The organism is Sphingomonas sp. UYAg733 (assembly GCF_054057355.1).
The window spans coordinates 254,695-273,263 of the sequence record NZ_JBSRZE010000005.1; the positions used below are offsets into that span (position 1 = coordinate 254,695).

Genomic DNA, 18,569 nt, shown 5'->3' on the forward strand with positions numbered 1-18,569 from the left:
GGGTTGATAACAAACAAAACCCGTTAGTCGTTGCCGCCCTCGTGCCAGCGCAGGAAACTGCCCATCAGGATACCGCGCTGAAGCATCGGGCCGTGCTCGGCACTGCTGCGCATCGCCGTCTCAGCGTCCTTGGGGAAAGTGTCGAGCAGCCTCTTCAATCGCGCGACATCGAGTACGCGGCTGGCGAGCGGCGATCGTTCAATCCGCTCGATCGACGCCGCCATCGCATCGCGCCGCTTGCTCGCGATATGATACCATTCGGGGCATTGCCGCCCTTTACGCTGTTCGGTCACGATGGCGCGCGGCACACGATCGGCAAGCACGCGGCGCGCCAGCCAGCGGCCTTCCCCCTTGTGGAAGAATTGATCCTCCGGCACGCCCAGCGTGAATTCGGCGAGCCGCCGGTCGGTCATCGGATCGCGCTGATCAAAGGAGAAAAAGTGTCGTGAGCCGGCCATGATGTCGCGCGCGTCCTGGGTGTGGATAAATTTCATCCGCCAGGCCCGGACATCGCCGATCTGCTCGAAGGGCAGTTCCTGATCGAGCCCTCGCGCGTGACCCTGGAAATCGAGCGACTCCAGGAAAGCTGGCGCTACGACACTGTGACGGAGCGCGGCGGGAGCGCCGCCGTCATGGCGTTTCCAGCGCCACAACCGCAAGCCCCGTGGTTCGAGCGCCGGGATCATATCCCGGCGGGCGACGTCGTGGAGCGACCGATGCTGGACGCGTGCCGTGTCCAGCGCGACACGCGCCGCCGCGATCAACCGGCCGCGTCGCGCATGCCGGGCATAGGGAGGCACGCCGATCCAGGAGAGGGTCATATTGCCCATCCCGCCATTCAGCAGCACGCGCGCGCCAGATCGTTCGACCGCGTCAAACAAGGGCCGATACCAGCTGGGGTTGAAGCCGCCATTGCGCGGCTGACCAAGGATCGGCGCTTCGAGCTCCGGCTCGCGGTCTCTCGCCATCTCATAATTGTCGTCGATCACCGCCCAATCGACGTTGCCGTAACGATCGACCAGCTGACGGGCGAGCGCCGCTTCGTCCAGCGCGTCATATGGGTGGACCGCGCCGGGTACTCGGGTATAGGCGGCGATGCGTCGCTCGCCGAGCAATCCGGCCGCCGTCCCCGCGACGCCGGTCGAGTCTAGTCCGCCGGATAGCATCGTCGCGACATCGCCATTCACCGGCAGCCGGCTCGCCACCGCGCGATCGAGCAGAGCGCGCGCGGCGTCGACATAATCCTCGTCGCGAACGAAGCGCACTGACGCGATGGATTGCGGAGTCCAGTAGCAATCGACGCGGACCTTGCCGCGCTCGATGATCACCATCCCGCCGGGGGGCACGCGATGGATATGACGATAGAGCGTCCGTTCGACGTCGCCCCGCGTATGCGTCATGTAATTGCCGATCGCGATATCATCGAGCTCGCGCGGCACCTGCGGCAAGGACAGCATCTTACGCAGTGTCGTGGCAAACACGACCGATTGGCCATCGGTGAAATAATAGAGCGTGCGAATACCAAGGGCGTCGCGCGCAAGAGTCAGCCGGCCCTTTCGATCATCCCAAAGCGCGAAGGCGAAATCTCCGTAGAGCCGCGCCGCCGCCTCGGTGCCCCATTTCTCGCAAGCTACGGCGAGGATCGCCATATCTCCACATGCAGCGGCGGGATCGATACCGAGCGCTCGAACGGTGTCGCCGCGATCGTCGAGCCGGACATCCGCGACCAGCACCGCGCCGGAGCCCAATTCGACCAGCTGCGCAGGCTCGGGAAGCGCCACCCGCAACGCCGGGCGATCGGCGATCGCGGCATTTCCGCCGCGCCACAACGTCGCCCTAACCTGACCCGGTAAGCCCCGCCCCAGCCGCTCGCATGTCGCGGCATCGATTGCGGCGCCATCGAATCGGATTACGCCGACATATTCTCCCATCCAGTCGGAGCCTTATATCGGGCTCTCGGTCAGCTTGTGACGTTGGAAAAGGTGTAGCTGTCGCCGGCGAGGCCGGGGGTATATCCAGTATTCGACTTGACCCGGGCAGGCTCGATCACCGCAGGTGTTTGCCACGGCTTGCGCATATCGCTCTCGCCGGACTCAGCCGTCTCAAAAGTCGCTTGAATGTTCACGTCCATATCATCCCCCCGAATACCTTGCCGCAGGCTATATCGCACGCGGTCAGCGACGCAATTCGAAAACTGCAAGAAAAACATCGCTGGCCGAATTTGTCATCCCGTCCCTGCACGGCCAAGATCTTGATGCAAAAGATAAATTCTTCATCGACCCCGGCAGAATCAATAACAAAAACCAATTCGGATCAAAAACACGGCCAATGCTGCGATGCGACAGAGCAGATCGACTTGACTGGCTGCCGTCGGATGCGCCTATATGTCGTCAGTCAGCGTTGTCTGCGGCTCGTAGCGAATTTGTATCGCTCTATTGTCGTGGCTGTCGACGACTTCGTTTGTTTACTGATCATGGTGCGCGCTTTCATGTGATCCGGCCTTCGGTCGGCGTGGAAGAATCGCGTCTGCAGGGGAGGGCCTATGTCGGATTATTTCTTGGGCGAAATCCGTATGTTCCCATGGGACTGGCCACCCAAGACCTGGGCGCTGTGCAACGGCGCTACGCTCGGCATCGCGCAGAACCAGGCGCTATTCGCCTTGCTCGGCACCATTTATGGCGGCAACGGCACGACCACCTTCAATTTGCCCGACCTGCGCGGACGCGTTATCCTCGGCATGGGCCAGCTCGCGGGGGGATCCTTTTATCCCGAAGGCGCGTTGGGCGGCGTCGAGAACGTCACGCTCGTCACCAGCCAGATCCCGGCGCATAACCATATGATGATCGCGACGGCAGCGAACGGCGCTGTCGCGGCTGCTGCGGGTAATTATCTGAGCAACGCGCAGACCACGCCGGCAGGCGGCAGCGACGAATTGATCTACGTCAACACCACGGCGAATTCCGTCGCGCTTGCCGGCACGAGCATATCGAGCACCGGTGGCAGCGCGCCGCATAACAATATGCAGCCCTATCTGACCGTCAATTATTGCATCGCGACACAGGGCATTTTCCCCTCGCGCAACTGACCCGGTCGGACCACGGCCCCTCCTGGAGGATCTGAGACATGAATCCTTATCTTGGCGAAATTCGCCTGTTCGGCGGGTATTTTGCACCCGCAAACTGGCATTTCTGTGACGGATCGCTGTTGCCGATCTCGAACTACGACGTGCTCTACTCGCTGATCGGGACCACCTATGGCGGCGACGGTCAGACCAGTTTCGGCTTGCCCGACCTGCGTGGGCGCTTCCCGATCGGTCAGGGCCAGGGCAATGGCCTGTCGCCGCATTTCATCGGCGAAATCTCCGGAACGGAGAAGGTGACGCTCATCTCGACGCAATTGCCCGCCCACTCGCACAGCCTGGTCGCGCAGGCGGCGGTCGGAAACACGTCTCACCCAAGTGCAGCGTCGCTTGCCCAGCCGTCCGATGGAGACCTGCTCTATCTCAATCCGACCGGGCTTACGCCGAACGATGTGACACTCCCCGTCGATGTCGTGCAACCGGCCGGCGGGAATCAGCCACATAACAACCAGATGCCCACATTGGCGGCGACGTACATCATTGCGCTCTCTGGCATCTATCCCAGCCGCAATTGACGGCTAACAGGGGAAAATATCATGGACGGCTTTCTCGGCGAGATTCGCACTTTCGCATTTACCTTCGCTCCCTCCGGCTGGTTGCTATGCAACGGCGGCATCCTGTCGGTTCAGCAATATTCGGCACTGTTTTCGATCATTGGCACGACATATGGCGGCAATGGTTCGACCACCTTCGCCGTGCCCAACTATCAGGGACGTGGTCCGATCAGCGCAGGCACGGGCCCGGGACTTTCCAGCTATGTCGCCGGGGAAGCGTTCGGCACCGAGGGAATCACAGTGCTGCAGTCTGAAATGCCGGCGCATAATCACATCGTCCATCTCAAGACCGTGGTCGGCAGCCCGGGCGTTGCGCCGCCCGGACTGGAAAACGTCCCGACCGGGATCACCAGTCTCAGTCGCCTCGTCTCACCCGCGGGCACACCTGGCGCCGCCTATACCAAGCCGCCGCTGACATCGCCGGTGATGATGAGCCCGACGACCATCGGCGTCACTGGCGGCACCAGCCCGCACGAAAACAGGCAGCCTTATTTGCCATTGATCGTGTGTATCTGCACAAGTGGGACTTACCCATCGCGGAACTGAGCATTTGACAACGCCGAACTTCACATCACGCCTGGAGACGGCGGAGGACGAACCATTCCTCCGCCGTCTCTATGTCGCGATCCGCACGCCCGAGGTCGAGGCCATGGGGTTGCCCGAACAGATGCAACTGGCTTTTCTCGCGCAGCAATTCTCGATGCAGCGCAGTCATTACCGGACGCATTATCACGACGCCGAGTTCAGCGTGATCGAGATCGATGGTGCAGCCGTCGGGCGGCTCTATCTGTTTCGCGGAAACCGCGATCATCGTATCGTCGATATCTCGCTGTTGCCCGAGCTTTCGGGCAAAGGAATTGGCGGCGCCTTGCTCGACCAGGTCATGGACGACGCGGCGGCGCTCGGTCGCGGCGTGTCGATTCATGTCGAGGGCTTCAATCCCGCGCGTCGCTTATACGATCGCAAGGGATTCCAGGAGGTCGAGCAGCGCGGCCCCTATTGGCTGATGGAATGGTTTCCTGAAGGGTTGGCCCCGTCGCCGCGCGAAGCTCAGTTGAACACCGCCTCATAGCAAAAGCGGCGATCGGCATCGCGCCCGCACGGCGTCAGCATGATCTCGTTCACGCCCATCACCGGGTGATCGAGTGCGAGCATCTGCTGGTCGAACAGGGTTTCGGTGCTTGCGCCGGTAAAGGACAGGGTGAAGGGGGGCCGGCTGGTATCAGGCTCGCGATTCAGCAGTTCACCGACCTCGACCAGGGTCAGCACATCCGCATGATCGCCCACCCGTACCGAGAACGCGCTTCCGATATGCGGTTCGAACATCTCGCTGGTCAGCAATCCGATCATGCGGCCCTCTCCTCCTTTTTGCTGCGGCCAATGACTCCGGTCCGCCGCCCGATCCATAGCGGCACACGCAGCACAGGGTAGAGGAGATGCAACCGTGATGGCAGCGGTATGGCGAGCACGTCCTCCAAGGCGGTCATATGCGTGACGAGATTGACGCCGAGATCGCGCCAGTCGCGTGAGAGCAGGAACCGGGCCCGGATCAGTCGCGCCTGACCGAAACGGCGGTCGGCGATCTCCGCCTCCGCGCCCGGTCCGGTCATGATGTCGAGCGCGACCGCGACGAGCTTGCGCACGCGGCGGCTGGCGGCCAGTTCATCCGCAAGCGCCGGCGGCAATGTCAGGCCGAGCAGTGCCTGTGACAGGAGCAATGCCTGTGCCGCGCAATGCCCTACGCCGCGTTCGACCGCCGCGCGGTACAATCGCTCGATTTCGGCGCCCGGTAGGGCGGCGAGCGCGGCGACGTCGGCGAGCCATTTCAACCTGATCCAGCCATGCGCCGCGCCATGGACGCAGAGATAGGCGAACAGGTCATCGCGCCCAAGCGTACGCACGCCGGGTCCGCCCTTCCCGAGCACCACGGATTGCGCTTCGGCCGTCGCGCCGAGCCCGGCAAGCATGCGCGGATTGTCGGTCAGGCCCCAGTGGAGCTCAAGCTGCACGTGGCGATCGGGATGGATCAACGCGATGTCGCGGCTGTGGCGCACGACATCGCCGAGCTGGCGCTCGGTCAATTCCCTGGCCGGCAGCCAGAGCTGATAGCCATCGGCACGGATCAGCGCGAGCGCGGCGGCCAGGTCGGCCGGACGCACCAGCAGGTCGATATCCTTGGCGTGCTTGATCGCGAGCGACCCATAAGCGAGCTCGGCAAGCGGCGCGCCCTTGACCAGCAGCGACGGAATGCCCGCTGCATCGAGCAGCGATTGCAGATGCGCCGATTCCGCCGCAAGTATCCTGTTCTGCTCGGCCATCTGCGCAACGCGAGTCATCAGCCAGCGCGCGACTTTCTCGGGCAGGGTCACGCCGGCCGAGGACAAGCCGGCATAAGCCAGGCCCATAACCCGATGCCGAACGACCAGCTTCAGGAAGAGCGGCCAATCCACGTCAACTGCCGCCGCCCGCACCGCAGCGTCGCGCGTCCGCGTCGCCGGCCAGCAACAGCATGCCGCGACCAGTCGCATCTCGGGCGAGAGGTTTGCGACCGGACTCTGGATGACTGGCTTGCCCCGCATCACGCAGCCCTATCGCGAGGAGCGGCACGACACAAATGCTTGCCGCGACCGGAGGCGCCAGCCGCGTTGCCAACCAACCGCATAGTTGCGACAAGTTCGGCCAAATAGCGTGGGAGAGCGCAACATGGTCTATATCCTTGGCGGCTGGCAGAGCGACTTTTCCGCCGTTTGGAGCCGGCAGGGCATGGATATCGGCCAGGCGTTTGTCGAAGGGGTCAATCAGGGCCTGGCCGCCACCGCGCTCGACGCGAGCGAGATCGACACCGGGCATGTCGGCAACTTCACCGCCGAACTGCTCACCGGGCAAGGGCAGCTCGGCGGATTCTTCGGCCTGGCCGATCCGGCGTTCGACGGCATGCCGGCCGCACGGCACGAAGCGGCTTGCGCATCGGGCAGCGTAGCGTTGCTCGCCGCTACCGCCGAGATCGACGCCGGGCGCTACGGCCTGGCCTGCGTCATGGGGATCGAGCAGATGCGCAACGTGCCGGGCAAGACGGCCGCCGGGCATCTCGCCGCCGCCGCCTGGGCGGGCCATGAATATCAGGATGCCGCGTTCGTCTGGCCAAGCGCCTTTTCCGATCTGGCGGAGGAATATGACCAGCGTTACGGCCTGAAATACGAGCATCTGATGCGCATCGCCGAGGTCAATTTCGGCAACGCCAAACGCAACCCCAATGCCCAGACCCGGGGTCATCGCTTCACGCCGGAAAGCTTCACCGCCGATGACGCGGCCAATCCGGTGGTCGAGGGCCGCACTCGGAAAATGGATTGCGGCCAGGTGACCGATGGGACGGCGGTGGTGTTCCTCGCCTCGGCCGAGCGTGCCGCGGACTATGCCCGCAAACGCGGCGTGCCGCTGAGCAGCCTCGCGCGGATCACCGGCTGGGGTCACCGCACCGCACCGATCGGCGCGGCGCAGAAGTTCGCGGCGAGCAAGGGTCAGCCTTTCGTCTATCCGCAGGTACGCCGAGCGATCGAGGATGCCCGCGCCCGCGCTGGCATCACGGGCGTAACGCAGCTCGACGCGGTCGAGACGCACGACTGTTTCACCGCGACCGAATATATGGCGATCGACCATCTCGGCCTGACCGAGCCGGGCCAGTCGTGGCAGGCGATCGAGGATGGGTCGATCGATCGCGGCGGGCGCTTGCCGATCAACCCCTCGGGCGGGCTGATCGGGCTCGGTCATCCGGTCGGCGCGACCGGCGTGCGCATGCTGCTCGATGGATACAAGCAAGTGACAAACCAAGCCGGCGACTATCAGGTCGAGGGTGCGGAACGGATGCAGACGCTCAACATCGGCGGATCGACCACCACCACGGTCAGCTTTATCGTCGAGCGCGCGGCAGCATGATTGCCCTCACCTTGCTCGCCACCAACGCGGCGTTGCTGGTCGCGCTGTTCGTCATGCTGTGGCTGATCTGCCTGAAGACGCGCGACGTGACACCGATCGACAGCGTGTGGGCATTGGGCATGGTGTTCATGGCCGCGACGACTTTCGCGCAGACCGGCGGCGATCCGACGCGCAAAGCCCTGCTGCTCGGCCTGTGCGCTTTGTGGGGCGTGCGGCTCGGCTTGTATCTGCTGTGGCGCTGGCGTGTCCAAGGGCCCGACCGGCGCTATCAGACGATGTTCGCCAAGGTCGAGGCGGCCAGGGGATGGGGTTTTGCCAAAGCATCGCTGCTGCTGGTATTCGCCATACAAGCGCCGTTGCTGTTCATCGTGTGCCTGCCGGTGCAGCTCGGCCAGATCGACGCCACGCCGCCGCTTGGTACGCTGGGCATGGTCGGGGCAGCGGTTACGCTGTTCGGCATCCTGTTCGAGAGCATCGGCGACTGGCAGCTGACCCGCTTTCGCCGCGACCCGGTCAATGCCGGGCAGGTAATGGACCGCGGGCTGTGGCGGTACACCAGGCATCCCAATTATTTCGGCGATGCCTGTACCTGGTGGGGCCTGTATCTGATCGCCGCAGAGACGGGCGCTGGGGCCTGGGCACTGCCGGGACCGGTGCTGCTGACCTGGACGCTGATGCGCTGGTCCGGCGCGCCGACGATCGAGGGGCGGTTGAAGCGCAAGAAGCCGGGTTATGAGGGGTATATGCGGCGGACGTCGGGCTTCGTGCCATGGTGGCCGCGCGCCTGAGCCATTATTGCGCAGCGCAGTGGCCGACCGCAGCGCTTTTGACGCTAAAATGTTTTATTCACTGCTTTTTTTCAATCGATCCTACGGCTCCTTAACCTTCCGGCTGATATCCGCGCATATATGGGGACGATGCGGGACCATCGCGACGATAGTGACGGGGCGATACCGAAAGCGGACAACACGGCCGGTGCGGTACCATTGCCGCGCGTTGCCGGGCTGATCGCGGAGGATTGGCGCAGCCCCGCCGTCGCGGTTGCGCGGTCGCCGGGCAAACCGACAGCCTCTCCATCCGCCAGCCGGCCAGCCCTGCACCTGAAAGCGAAACCGGGCGATTGGCGAGCGGAGCGATCGCGCGCGATGGCGGTGGTGGCCGAAGGCGCGGTGGCGATCGAGGCGGCGATGGCGGCGGCGACGGAGGGCCGCGCGATCGACCTGCGCGCGCTGACCCCGATCATCTCCGCGATCACCGCATCGATTGCGCGCGACCCGGTGGCGGTGCCGATCGTCACGCGGCTGAAGCGGCGGCACGAATATACCTATATCCATTCGGTCGCGGTGTGCGGGTTGATGATCGCGTTCGCACGGCAGCTCAACCTCGACGAGGCGGTGGTGCATGAGGTCGGGCTGGCCGGGCTGCTCCACGATATCGGCAAGGCGCGCATTCCCAATCTGGTGCTCGACAAGGCGGGCGCGCTGACCAGCGACGAATTCCGGCTGGTCAAATCGCACACCGAGCGCGGGGTCGAGATCCTTTCGCGGACCGAGGGCATATCGCCGCTGGTGATCGATGTGTGCCTGAACCATCACGAGCGGATCGACGGACGGGGTTATCCGTATGGCAAGACGATCGACAATCTCAGCCTTTACGCCCGGATGGCGGCGATCTGCGACGTGTATGACGCGGTGACGTCGCTGCGATCGTACAAGCGCGCCTGGTCGGCGGGCGAGGCGATCGAGTGGATGACGGGATCGACGGGTCATTTCGACCGGCAATTGCTGTCGGTGTTCGTGCCGACATTGGGCGCGTTCCCGGTCGGGTCGCTGGTCCGGCTCGACAGCCAGCGGCTCGGCGTGGTGGCGGGCGACCGGCCGGAGGTCGACCCGATGAACCCGGTGGTCCGCGCATTCTATTGCGCGTCGACCGCACGGCGCATCGCATGGCGCGATGTCGACACGCGGCACGACCGGGTCATGGCGGTGGAGAGCGCCGCGGCCTGGGGACTGGAGGACTGGCCGGCGATTCGCGCGGCGGCTTTGGGCGGGCCGGCGGCGAGGGAGATCTAGGCCGGCGGCATGGCCTGCGCCGGTTGTGCAGCGCCGTTCCAACCGGCTATGACCGCATCGCCCCCTTCGGAAGGACTATCGATGCGTACCCTGCCCGTTTTCGCCCTCCCCATTTTCGCCGCGATGATGATGGGTGCCGCCAGCGCCCCGACGCAGGATGCCGCGCCCGGCGCCACGCTGATCGTCGCGACCAAGGCACCGACGCGATCGGCGGCGAATGTGGCGCGCGACCAATATCGCCACCCGGCGGAGACCCTGGCGTTTTTCGGGGTCAAGCCGACCGACACGGTGGTCGAGATCTGGCCCGGCGGCGGGTGGTACACCGAGATCCTGGCGCCCTATCTCGCGGGCAAAGGCCGTCTCTATGCCGCCGCCGCGAGCGAAAAAGGCCTGGCCGCGATCAAGGCCAAACAGGCCGCGGCGCCCAAAGCATATCGTACGACGAAATTCGCGATCTTCCCCGACGGCGCGGGTGCGACCGCGGTACCCGCAGGGACGGCGGATGCGGTGCTGACGTTCCGCAACGTGCATAACTGGCGTTTCGGTGAGAGCGACAAGACGCAGGCCGCGTTCGACCAGATGTTCGCCATGCTCAAGCCCGGCGGCACGCTTGGCGTGGAGGAGCATCGCCTGCCCGAGGGCCAGGTCGGGGTCGAGGAAGGCAAGAGCGGTTATATGAAGCAATCCTCGGTCGTCGCCTATGCGACCAAGGCGGGGTTCAAGCTGGTCGCGGAGAGCGCGGTGAACGCCAACCCGAAGGACACGCATGATTACCCCAAGGGCGTATGGACCCTTCCACCGACCTTTGAGGAGGGCGATGTCGAGCGCGCGCGTTATGCGGCGATCGGCGAGAGCGACCGGATGACATTGAAGTTCGTGAAGCCGAAATAGGCGAGACGAGTGGGTTGCGCCGCGACGGCGGCGCGAGCCGTCAGCCATTTTTGTCAGTCATGAGAAAGAGCGGGACGGCGCGTGGAGGCGCAGTCCAGCCAGACATTGTCATGGGCGATCGTCGGGTTGAATCGGGCCGGGCGGGCGGTGGCGGCACCTCTACCACGCGTTGCGGCGGTGCGATGATCCGTGCCTCGACCTGAGCCTGATGGAGCGTGACGGGCTTGTCGGGGGCGGCGGACGGGTGCGGCATCGCCGCCCCGGCCGGAGACAAAGCAGCGAGCACCCCCAGCAAGCCGATCATCATGCGCTCGGTCATCGCCAGGGCTCCGCGACCGCCGGCGGGGACAGGCACGATGATCCGCGCCCGTCCTATCGCCAGATCGCCGGCAAGGGGAATCGGGATACTCGCGGCAACATCGCATGACCGGAAAGACTTCAGGGCGGCGGCGGCCGCCATCCTATTTCCGGGCATGATGATGCAGTGCCGTACGGTATTCGGGCGAGGTTATTCTCTCGACCCGCTCCGCCGCCTTGCGCATCTCCTCGGCCCAATCTTCCTTTTCCTCAGGCGGCGGGGAGGGGCGAGCCCAGATGCCGGGGCGGCGGGCGCGCATCCATTGCAGCGCGGCGGTGACATCGGCGGCCACCTCGCGCTTGTAGCGGACGATCACCGGCTCCTGCGCGCCAGTCGGCATATAAACGCGCACCGCCTCCTCCTCATAACCGATCGCGCGCTCGTACAGCGCGCGTTCGACGCGATCGTCGGCGACCTCCTTGCCGAGCTTCGTCGCTTCGGCGAACTCAGGGTAAGCGGCGCGCCAGCGGAAAATAGTGCTGCGCGAGACACCGAATGCCGCGGCAAGCTCGCGATCGGTCAGGCCCTCGGCATAAAGCTCTCGCGCCTGGCGGACATAAGCGGGTTTGAAGGTCGAGGGGCGTGTTTCCATGCCGGGCGAGATAGCGGCGGTTGAACGGCGTTTGAATCGAGGCGCTGGGTGAAGAGCGAGGGGAGATATGGGACACCGGTTGTTGTATATCTTTTGTGCGCGCGAGCACGGTACTCAACGGGCGCGGGCGGCGCGGCGCGCAAGCAAGCCACCGCGCGAAATATTATTATATATCAATATCTTATTGATATATTCGTACGTCAGTGAAATCACCTCCCACGAGATTAGTATTGTGTCCCCACAATTGGTGTCCCCACAATTGGTGTCCCCACAATTGCAGCCAGAAGAAGAAGCGGGATTCCCGCTTTCGCGGGAATGACGGTGGCCCTGATAATTGTTCGCATCGACCAGCATGAGGCGCAGCCGGCGACATTGGTGTTCTTCGTCGCACTCTTCCCGGGTGGGGTCACCATGCGACCTTGGGCTTGCGGAAACCCATCTTCGCCCATGCGCCGAGCAGTTTCAGAATGAAGCGGGCGGGGTATTTGGCATGTTTGGGGACGTCGTCGGGAAGTGCCGGCCCTTCCGGTCGGTCGGCGGTCATGACGCGCATATCCAGCGCCGCGACGGGCGCCAACAGGCGATCGGCGTAGACGCTCAGCCAATGCCCTTTGGTGAATTCCAGAAACATCGGCGTCCCGCAGCACGCGGCGACCATTCGCCGGGTCGGCGATTCAGGCTTGAGCCGGTGCTCGCGCAACTGGTCGCCGCCACCGATAAATCCGATGCGATCCTTGCGGTAAAGAACGAGGTCGGTGCCACCGTCATCGTCGACAACCGAGTTTCCGCCGGCAGCTTCCGCGAAGGTTTGCCCCGCGGTGCGGCAGCTGTCGCAATAGCATTTGGTGTGCAGGATCGGTGGGCCGGCGATATCGAACGCCACGTGCCCGCATCGGCAGGCCGCTTTTTGTCCCTCGCCACGACTGCTCATGATAATCTCCGATCTATGCGGCCGTTTAGAACTAGACCGTATAGTACTGATCGATATAATTGGCTGTCAAGGTGATGCGGCCGCACGAGGATTGAGCGATGAGTGAAACGACGGTCGAAAACCTGGGCCGAACGGAATCCAAACGGCGCACGATCCTGGATGCGGCGACGACATTGTTCCTGCGCCAGGGCTTTCTCGGCACGAGCATGGACGAGGTCGCATCGCTCGCGTCGGTTTCTAAGCAGACCGTCTACAAGCAATTCGCGAGCAAGGAGGCGTTGTTCGTCGGGATCGTGCAGAGCCTGACCGGCCATGCTTCCGACCGGGTCCAGACGGGAATGGAGGACCCCGCAGACGCAGCGGAGATGACGGGCGAGCTTCGCGGGCATGCCGATCGATTGTTGACGATCGCGCTGACACCGCAGTTGCTGCAGCTTCGCCGGCTCGTGATCGGGGAGGCAATGCGATTTCCGGAGCTGGGCAAGGCACTATACGAAGGTGGGCCGGGTCGGGCGATCAGCGGCCTGGCGACGGTATTAGAACGCTGGGCTCAGCGCGGATTGCTGACGGTCGATGATCCATTGGTCGCGGCAACACAGTTCAACTGGTTGATCATGGGTGAGCCGGTCAACCGAGCGATGTTCTATGGCGATGACGGAGCAAGCATGACCTCCGCCAAAAGGGACGCTCATATTGCCGCTGCTATTCGAGTCTTCCTCGCGGCCTACGCACCGGACCGGTCCCGTTCCTGAAAGCGGATAGCCGTTCCATTTCCCCGGCCCCGCTCCGCCCAATGCGTATGCGTCCCGATAATTTGGGACCGGGTCAGCGCTTGCGCAGGTCGACCATGACCATTTCGGGGTCGGGGCTATCCTCCATATAGAGCGGCTTGCTCGGCCGCCTGGAGCGATGTTCGAAGACCTTGTCATAGGCCGCATCGCCGCCGCCCTTGTTGAGGCGCAGGTCGCGCGTGACGATGTGACTGGTCAGCAGATTCCAGCTCATCTCATAACCGTCATGGGCGTAGGTGCGGCTGAAGAGCGTCGCGTCGAGCCCGATCAGCCGCATGCGCCCCTGCCCTTTCCCCTGCCCCGGATCGATACGAAAGCGATAGATGGCGGAAATCGCGGTGGTGCCGCCGGTCAGATCCTCGACCTTGAGCACGCCTTTGGCGATCGACACGGTGGCGGGGCCGAGCGGCGACGGTTCGAGCTTGAGGTTGCCGACCGGCCGAAAGGGCGTCTTCGCGCCGGGGCGCTGCGCGATCAGCACCGTCACGGTGCGCGCATCCGGGCTGCCCGCGATATAGGCTGTGTCGATCAGGCCGTCCCCGTTCAGGTCGCCATCGGCGCGGCTTTCGATCTCCTGACCCAGTTCGAGCGAGTCATTGAGTTGCGCGACGGTGAGGCGCGAGGCCGGGGCGCGTTGCGCGGCGGTCTGAATGGGGGCGGACAGGAGAATGGCGACGGCGACGGCGAGAGCGCGCATCGAAAAATACTCCGATCGTTTCGGGTGTGTTGTAGCATGGTTGGGGGTGGGGTTCGACCATCTCGATAGTTTGGGGAGGGATTGCACGTGGCACCGCAATTCCCAATAATCAGGCCTGTTCGCCGACCTCTTTATCTAGCCAATCGGAGAGTTCAGAAAGGTCATGCGACCAAAAAACTTTAACGCCGCCATTCAACATGCGGGCAACATCCTTGTACAATACCACGCCCTGCAGAAGCGCCGCCGTTTGAATAAATGTCGCCCAAGTGTCATTCCATGACTTGACCTTATCCATAACGTCATTCACTCTTTTAACAGAATTAGTGCCATCATTAGAAACCTTACACTCCATGGCCAAAATCAGCTTAGGAGTTATGCCACAAGCAATATCAACTTCCTTTGTAGCAGTTTTGCTTGATCGACACTTCGTTTTTCGCATGTAATGAAGACTCCGCAAGTCCGAAGGGCTTTCCAGTGTTACCGACGGCAACTTGGACCACCCTTTAGAAATGAGAAGGTTTTCTAAGGCCAACTCCTGCTCATCCGACATCCTATTTCGTCGGACGGTATTGAATATCTGTGAGCTAATCATTGGAGTAAGCGTGTCGATTATCCGCTTCACCTGACTCCGCGTAGGATTGTGATTTGTGTCTAGCCAAGGAGTCAGATAATGATCTCGCCGGGCATAAAAGGCATCCGCAAATTGTTGTGCGGCAGCCTTCGATAATTTACTTTTCTTCTTTTCGGCTTGCTTTGGATAGAGCGGCGCAACCAGCTTAAGCTGATCCTGACTAATCGGCGGAGCAAAAAGATGTCTTAAGACAAGAATATGCCTTCCGCTAGTAGTCAATACGCCGTAAACATCGCGAAGATAATTAGTTTCAAGCAATGTTCTAATTATCTCACGACGCACGCTTCTTGTGACTTGTCGCCACTCCAACGCGAGCGGCTCTGGGGCCAAGCCGGCGATATATATTTCTATTGCCCGGTTTGATGCCGCCAAATGATAAGCGGCGGTCGTATCCGAAGTAGAAGTCACGCAACTAAACGTTTCAGGCGGCGATCCGGAGCTGCCTTTCGCGACGCTCCATTGCGATTCTCTTCGCGCATTGTGTAAGCGATAGCAGAACGAAGCTGATCAGGTAGCGGCGCAAGCTCCCCGGCCACGAGTTCACGATTTGCCTCGCTATCACAATCAGTCAAGAGTGCCGAACCGATAGCTCGAGCAAGCAGCGGCGGTACAGCGTTGCCGACAAGGCGATATTGATCCGCCCGCTTGCCAATGACCTTCCACCCCAATGGAAAGCTTTGCAACGAAGCACATTCGCGCGGTGTAAGTCGCCGAAGCCCTAGCTTCGGGTCTTTAATCCAGTCTTGCTGTGCATTTGCCGTTACCGTACGAGCAGGTAGCAATGGGTCGGCTACGAACGCGCCTTGCTTATACCCCCAATGTCCCCCCGGTCGTGTCGATTCTCGTTTACCGGGGCTTTTCACTCCCGACCCCGGCCTGATTTCCGCAAGTTCGGCAGCTAACTTGCCGGACGGTGCTATGACCTCATCGGGGCGGCAAGCTTCGATCTTAGCTAAATTCTCGCAGATCGAAATCCAGCGACTTGTGTCGTCACCGCCGTCCTTACTGTGAGTCGGTGCCGGGCTTTTCGGAACATCGCCAGCGCGATAACCGATTATCACCACACGAACGCGACGTTGCGCCACCCCGTAATCGGCAGCATTTAGGAGTTCCACTTTCGTCTGCCAACCGAGGCGAAATAACTGATCCCGAAGCCACGCCAAGGCAGAGCCAGGAATTCCATCTGCGCCACGAGCCGTGACCAGGCCGCGGACGTTTTCAAAGAGAAGGTTGCGGCAATCCAATTCCGCGGCAAGCCGCATATACTCGGCGATAAGCCGGCCACGAGGATCATCGAATCCGAGTTGATGACCCGCACTGCTCCAAGATTGGCACGGCGGTCCGCCTGCCAACAACTGGATATCGCCCCTTTTCTTGCCCGCTGCGGATAAAATATCTTGCCCGCTCAAATCCCGAATGTCAGCGTGAGAAATGGTTGCCTCATCCAGAAAGCGAACTCCGCCGCTTAAACGAAAACCTCGGTTGGCTTGCAAGCTTTCTACCGCTCGCGGATCCAAGTCGCTTGCGTGAACGCACTGCCAGCCGGCCGCTTCCAAGCCAGCATCAAGTCCGCCCAACCCGCTAAAAAGAGATACCATATTAGGCATTTAATGGTCCTCTAGCCCTGACATTATCGACAGTTCGCCCAACACGTTCGCGCTAACTAAGAGACACCGCCGGGTACGGTCAACCGCTGGTCGTCACAAGGTTCGCCGTTCCAACTATGCGCCCGATCAACGAAATAAATACCGATGGCAGCATTCTACATATGTTCCAACGGAACACAAGCGGAACATATCGAGCTTGTAATGCATGAATGCCAAGTGAGCTGTCGCACCACTGTTCCGTTCTGGTTTGGCTAAGCGCCAGGCATCGGAGCCAGCCAAGAACGTTTGCCACCCATTTGCCGCCCAATGTAGGCAACGAACAGCATCCTTTTCGGACATCTACAAGTCATTGAATACATCAGTATAAATGGCGCATCCGACGAGATACCAACCTCTGGCCTCTGCCTTCGGAGGGCAGCGGCCAAACTTACCCCAAAACTGCCCGCTCCGCCCAATGCGCATGCGTCCCGCTAGAAATCTTGTGCGGCAGCGCAATCCGGCACACCGGCCCATCGGCAAACCGCTTGCAGTCGATCAGGATACATTCCGACGTGCCGCGCAATTCGTCGGTGACGAAGCTGACCAGATAGCCGTCATCCTCATCCACCGCGCCAGTCCGTGGCGCGAAGGGGGCTTCGCTGGCGTAGCGGCCTTCGTCCAGCATCACTTCCCATGACTCGCCGGTGTCGAGGTCGTGTTTGACGAAGCCGTTGAACAGGAACCAGCCGGGTTTCGAGGTGCTGCTGTAGATATAACGATGGCGGTGGCCGGCGACGCGCTGGTTGATCATACCGAATTCGAGCACGCGGTCGTCGAGGCGTTCCTCCCTGGTGTTGCCGTCGGCCAGGTTGAAACGCCAGCGGTGCAGTTTCGATCTGAAGCTGTGTTCGTCGACATAGGCCATGAGGTGGCCATATCCGTCGGCATTCTCGAGCGGCGCGGGGGTCGGGTTTTCCTGGAAATACCCGTCCATCACCACCTCTTCGCCCTCTTCATAGGCATTGAGGAAATGGAGGATGTAGGTCGGGGCGGCCTCGAACCAGCGGATTTGCTCCGGGGTGCCGTGGCGCGGGATCAGGGCGAAGCGGGCGGGGACGCCGTCGTGCAGGCGGGCGGCGTGGATGTCGCGCTTCAGCAGCTCCGCGTCCCAGAAGACGGGCAGGTCGTTGACGATCGACCAGTGTTCGCTGAAAATCATGTCGTGCGGCAGGCGCGGGCCGGGCAGCGGCACGGGGATGTAGTCGGTCAGTTTGCCCGCGCGATCGACCACGCCGTAATGCATGTAGGGCGCGTGTTTCGAATAGTTGAAGAACATCAGTTCGCCGGTGCGATCGTCGACCTTGGGGTGGGCGGAGATGCCGTCGAGCGGGACCCAGGGGGCGAGGCCGAGCGGTTCGAGCGTTTCGGGGTCGAGCATGTAACCTTCGCCGCATTGGTAGAAGGTCGAGATCGCCTTTCCGGCATGGACGGTGATGTCGGTGCTTGAGCTGTCCTTGAGCGCGCCGTGCGCGCCGAAGCCGGGGCGTTGCGACGTGCCGGCGCGATCGGCGAGGCCGCCCCAGAGCGAGCCGGCCGCCTCCTGCTCCGCGGCGAAGCAGCGGGTGCGGACCCAGCGGTTGCGGTAGCTGACCGTGCCGGCGCGGAAATCGATCTGATGGATCATGCCGTCGCCGTCGAACGGGTGGTAGCGGCCGAGCGGCTGATGCAGCTGGTTTTCGGTGTTGCGCAGATAGATGCCGTCGAGGTCGGTGGGGATTTCGCCCTCGATCACTTGCAGGTCGGTGGCGGTGACCTCCTCATGCTGCGGGGTCCAGGCGCCGTTTAGGTACGGGTGGTTGTTCGGTTGCAGCGTCGCGATGACGGGGTCGAGGCGGGTGATCTGCATGGGCTTTTGCCTTTTTCGTGCTGCGCGGATGGTAGGATGGTAATTGGGGTGGCGTCCAGTGATTGGGTTCGTGATGGTGGCGGCGGTTTCGGGGCGAGGTTAGAGGTGGCTCGGGGATTTTGGACAGAGCGTTTAAGTGGAGTTTCTGCCTGAAGGTGGCCAGTGTGGCTGCCGAACAGGAGATCAGATGACGAAGCGAACGCGCCGGAATCACAGTGCGGCATTCAAGGCGAAGGTGGCGTTGGCTGCGGTGAAAGGCGAGAGGACGTTGGCCGAGTTGGCGCAGCAGTTTGACGTTCACCCGAACCAGATCACGACCTGGCGATCGCAGTTGCTTGAAGGGGCCGCCGGGGTTTTCGGATCGGGTGGCCATAGTGAACCTGCGGAGCCGGCGATCGACGTGAAGACGTTGCACGCCAAGATCGGCGAGCTGACGTTGGTGAACGATTTTTTGTCCGGGGCGCTCGGCAAGGCGGGACTGTTGCCGA

21 protein-coding genes are annotated in these 18,569 nt (G+C 62.3%); 10 read left to right on the forward strand and 11 right to left on the reverse strand.

The window, feature by feature from the left end:
* Positions 1-23: 23 nt before the first annotated feature.
* Positions 24-1,931 carry an asparagine synthetase B family protein gene (locus tag ACVWZA_RS11750; protein WP_457311380.1) on the reverse strand — a complete coding sequence of 636 codons (1,908 nt, stop codon included), beginning with the start codon at positions 1,929-1,931 and terminating at the stop codon, positions 24-26.
* A gap of 29 nt (positions 1,932-1,960) precedes the next feature.
* Complete coding sequence (locus ACVWZA_RS11755) at positions 1,961-2,131, reverse strand: hypothetical protein (RefSeq protein ID WP_457311381.1); 171 nt, start codon at positions 2,129-2,131, stop codon at positions 1,961-1,963.
* Positions 2,132-2,542: 411 nt separating this feature from the next.
* Here ACVWZA_RS11755 and ACVWZA_RS11760 point away from each other — a divergent pair, with 411 nt between their 5' ends.
* Genes ACVWZA_RS11760 through ACVWZA_RS11775 form a run of 4 tightly spaced genes read left to right on the forward strand, consistent with a single transcriptional unit; the run spans position 2,543 to position 4,765 of the window.
* Positions 2,543-3,085, forward strand: coding sequence for a phage tail protein (locus ACVWZA_RS11760; RefSeq protein WP_457311382.1), 543 nt, complete (start codon positions 2,543-2,545; stop codon positions 3,083-3,085).
* Positions 3,086-3,123: 38 nt separating this feature from the next.
* The gene (locus ACVWZA_RS11765) at positions 3,124-3,654 is read left to right on the forward strand and encodes a phage tail protein (RefSeq protein ID WP_457311383.1); all 531 of its coding nucleotides are present in this window, start codon (positions 3,124-3,126) and stop codon (positions 3,652-3,654) included.
* A gap of 21 nt (positions 3,655-3,675) precedes the next feature.
* Entirely contained in the window at positions 3,676-4,239 is a 564-nt protein-coding gene (locus ACVWZA_RS11770; RefSeq protein WP_457311384.1) for a phage tail protein, read from the forward strand.
* 4 nt (positions 4,240-4,243) lie between these two features.
* A complete protein-coding gene (locus ACVWZA_RS11775; protein ID WP_457311385.1) occupies positions 4,244-4,765 on the forward strand; it encodes a GNAT family N-acetyltransferase in 522 nt (173 codons plus the stop codon).
* On the opposite strand, the gene ACVWZA_RS11780 is transcribed toward ACVWZA_RS11775, so the two are convergent.
* Together ACVWZA_RS11780 and ACVWZA_RS11785 are read right to left on the reverse strand one after the other, a co-directional pair.
* A complete protein-coding gene (locus ACVWZA_RS11780) occupies positions 4,744-5,043 on the reverse strand; it encodes a DUF6916 family protein (RefSeq protein WP_457311386.1) in 300 nt (99 codons plus the stop codon). The two genes, ACVWZA_RS11775 and ACVWZA_RS11780, sit on opposite strands and share 22 nt — an antisense overlap.
* A complete protein-coding gene (locus tag ACVWZA_RS11785; RefSeq protein WP_457311387.1) occupies positions 5,040-6,272 on the reverse strand; it encodes a nucleotidyltransferase family protein in 1,233 nt (410 codons plus the stop codon). Before ACVWZA_RS11785 ends, ACVWZA_RS11780 begins: the two co-directional genes overlap by 4 nt.
* Positions 6,273-6,396: 124 nt before the next feature.
* Here ACVWZA_RS11785 and ACVWZA_RS11790 point away from each other — a divergent pair, with 124 nt between their 5' ends.
* The 4 genes from ACVWZA_RS11790 (at position 6,397) to ACVWZA_RS11805 (ending at position 10,589) form a co-directional block, all read left to right on the forward strand.
* Positions 6,397-7,626, forward strand: a complete 1,230-nt coding sequence (locus ACVWZA_RS11790) for an acetyl-CoA acetyltransferase (protein ID WP_457311388.1) — start codon at positions 6,397-6,399, stop codon at positions 7,624-7,626.
* Positions 7,623-8,414: a DUF1295 domain-containing protein gene (locus ACVWZA_RS11795; protein ID WP_457311389.1), complete on the forward strand. Its 792-nt coding sequence runs from the start codon at positions 7,623-7,625 to the stop codon at positions 8,412-8,414. The genes ACVWZA_RS11790 and ACVWZA_RS11795 overlap by 4 nt, the downstream gene beginning before the upstream one ends.
* A gap of 129 nt (positions 8,415-8,543) precedes the next feature.
* Positions 8,544-9,698 carry an HD-GYP domain-containing protein gene (locus ACVWZA_RS11800; RefSeq protein ID WP_457311390.1) on the forward strand — a complete coding sequence of 385 codons (1,155 nt, stop codon included), beginning with the start codon at positions 8,544-8,546 and terminating at the stop codon, positions 9,696-9,698.
* Positions 9,699-9,779: 81 nt separating this feature from the next.
* A complete protein-coding gene (locus tag ACVWZA_RS11805) occupies positions 9,780-10,589 on the forward strand; it encodes a class I SAM-dependent methyltransferase (protein ID WP_457311391.1) in 810 nt (269 codons plus the stop codon).
* Positions 10,590-10,629: 40 nt separating this feature from the next.
* Here the strand turns inward: ACVWZA_RS11805 and ACVWZA_RS11810 are convergent, their stop codons facing one another.
* The 3 genes from ACVWZA_RS11810 to ACVWZA_RS11820 all read right to left on the reverse strand — a co-directional run bounded on the left by ACVWZA_RS11810 (position 10,630) and on the right by ACVWZA_RS11820 (position 12,470).
* The gene (locus tag ACVWZA_RS11810) at positions 10,630-11,049 is read right to left on the reverse strand and encodes a hypothetical protein (protein WP_457311392.1); all 420 of its coding nucleotides are present in this window, start codon (positions 11,047-11,049) and stop codon (positions 10,630-10,632) included.
* A gap of 1 nt (position 11,050) precedes the next feature.
* A complete protein-coding gene (locus tag ACVWZA_RS11815; RefSeq protein ID WP_457311393.1) occupies positions 11,051-11,539 on the reverse strand; it encodes a helix-turn-helix domain-containing protein in 489 nt (162 codons plus the stop codon).
* 406 nt (positions 11,540-11,945) lie between these two features.
* Positions 11,946-12,470 carry a GFA family protein gene (locus ACVWZA_RS11820; protein WP_457311394.1) on the reverse strand — a complete coding sequence of 175 codons (525 nt, stop codon included), beginning with the start codon at positions 12,468-12,470 and terminating at the stop codon, positions 11,946-11,948.
* A gap of 98 nt (positions 12,471-12,568) precedes the next feature.
* Here ACVWZA_RS11820 and ACVWZA_RS11825 point away from each other — a divergent pair, with 98 nt between their 5' ends.
* Positions 12,569-13,222, forward strand: a complete 654-nt coding sequence (locus ACVWZA_RS11825; RefSeq protein WP_457311395.1) for a TetR/AcrR family transcriptional regulator — start codon at positions 12,569-12,571, stop codon at positions 13,220-13,222.
* Between the two features lie 73 nt (positions 13,223-13,295).
* Here the strand turns inward: ACVWZA_RS11825 and ACVWZA_RS11830 are convergent, their stop codons facing one another.
* The 4 genes from ACVWZA_RS11830 to ACVWZA_RS11845 form a co-directional block, all read right to left on the reverse strand.
* Positions 13,296-13,958: a hypothetical protein gene (locus tag ACVWZA_RS11830; protein WP_457311396.1), complete on the reverse strand. Its 663-nt coding sequence runs from the start codon at positions 13,956-13,958 to the stop codon at positions 13,296-13,298.
* A 109-nt stretch (positions 13,959-14,067) separates the two neighbouring features.
* Positions 14,068-14,997: a XamI family restriction endonuclease gene (locus ACVWZA_RS11835; RefSeq protein ID WP_457311397.1), complete on the reverse strand. Its 930-nt coding sequence runs from the start codon at positions 14,995-14,997 to the stop codon at positions 14,068-14,070.
* Entirely contained in the window at positions 14,994-16,196 is a 1,203-nt protein-coding gene (locus ACVWZA_RS11840) for a DNA cytosine methyltransferase (protein WP_457311399.1), read from the reverse strand. Before ACVWZA_RS11840 ends, ACVWZA_RS11835 begins: the two co-directional genes overlap by 4 nt.
* Positions 16,197-16,623: 427 nt before the next feature.
* On the reverse strand, positions 16,624-18,081 hold the full coding sequence (locus tag ACVWZA_RS11845) for a carotenoid oxygenase family protein (RefSeq protein ID WP_457311400.1): 1,458 nt from the start codon (positions 18,079-18,081) through the stop codon (positions 16,624-16,626).
* A gap of 187 nt (positions 18,082-18,268) precedes the next feature.
* Between ACVWZA_RS11845 and ACVWZA_RS11850 the strand changes: the two genes are divergently transcribed.
* A partial coding sequence (locus tag ACVWZA_RS11850; RefSeq protein ID WP_457311414.1) for a transposase occupies positions 18,269-18,569 on the forward strand: 301 nt, incomplete at its 3' end.

Coding starts and splice junctions, on each gene's coding strand:
- ACVWZA_RS11750 (WP_457311380.1), bottom strand. CDS start 1,931: ATGGGAGAATATGTCGGCGTAATCCGATTCGATGGCGCCGCAATCGAT.
- ACVWZA_RS11755 (WP_457311381.1), bottom strand. CDS start 2,131: ATGGACGTGAACATTCAAGCGACTTTTGAGACGGCTGAGTCCGGCGAG.
- ACVWZA_RS11760 (WP_457311382.1), top strand. CDS start 2,543: ATGTCGGATTATTTCTTGGGCGAAATCCGTATGTTCCCATGGGACTGG.
- ACVWZA_RS11765 (WP_457311383.1), top strand. CDS start 3,124: ATGAATCCTTATCTTGGCGAAATTCGCCTGTTCGGCGGGTATTTTGCA.
- ACVWZA_RS11770 (WP_457311384.1), top strand. CDS start 3,676: ATGGACGGCTTTCTCGGCGAGATTCGCACTTTCGCATTTACCTTCGCT.
- ACVWZA_RS11780 (WP_457311386.1), bottom strand. CDS start 5,043: ATGATCGGATTGCTGACCAGCGAGATGTTCGAACCGCATATCGGAAGC.
- ACVWZA_RS11785 (WP_457311387.1), bottom strand. CDS start 6,272: ATGCGGGGCAAGCCAGTCATCCAGAGTCCGGTCGCAAACCTCTCGCCC.
- ACVWZA_RS11790 (WP_457311388.1), top strand. CDS start 6,397: ATGGTCTATATCCTTGGCGGCTGGCAGAGCGACTTTTCCGCCGTTTGG.
- ACVWZA_RS11795 (WP_457311389.1), top strand. CDS start 7,623: ATGATTGCCCTCACCTTGCTCGCCACCAACGCGGCGTTGCTGGTCGCG.
- ACVWZA_RS11800 (WP_457311390.1), top strand. CDS start 8,544: ATGCGGGACCATCGCGACGATAGTGACGGGGCGATACCGAAAGCGGAC.
- ACVWZA_RS11805 (WP_457311391.1), top strand. CDS start 9,780: ATGCGTACCCTGCCCGTTTTCGCCCTCCCCATTTTCGCCGCGATGATG.
- ACVWZA_RS11810 (WP_457311392.1), bottom strand. CDS start 11,049: ATGGCGGCCGCCGCCGCCCTGAAGTCTTTCCGGTCATGCGATGTTGCC.
- ACVWZA_RS11815 (WP_457311393.1), bottom strand. CDS start 11,539: ATGGAAACACGCCCCTCGACCTTCAAACCCGCTTATGTCCGCCAGGCG.
- ACVWZA_RS11820 (WP_457311394.1), bottom strand. CDS start 12,470: ATGAGCAGTCGTGGCGAGGGACAAAAAGCGGCCTGCCGATGCGGGCAC.
- ACVWZA_RS11825 (WP_457311395.1), top strand. CDS start 12,569: ATGAGTGAAACGACGGTCGAAAACCTGGGCCGAACGGAATCCAAACGG.
- ACVWZA_RS11830 (WP_457311396.1), bottom strand. CDS start 13,958: ATGCGCGCTCTCGCCGTCGCCGTCGCCATTCTCCTGTCCGCCCCCATT.
- ACVWZA_RS11840 (WP_457311399.1), bottom strand. CDS start 16,196: ATGCCTAATATGGTATCTCTTTTTAGCGGGTTGGGCGGACTTGATGCT.
- ACVWZA_RS11845 (WP_457311400.1), bottom strand. CDS start 18,081: ATGCAGATCACCCGCCTCGACCCCGTCATCGCGACGCTGCAACCGAAC.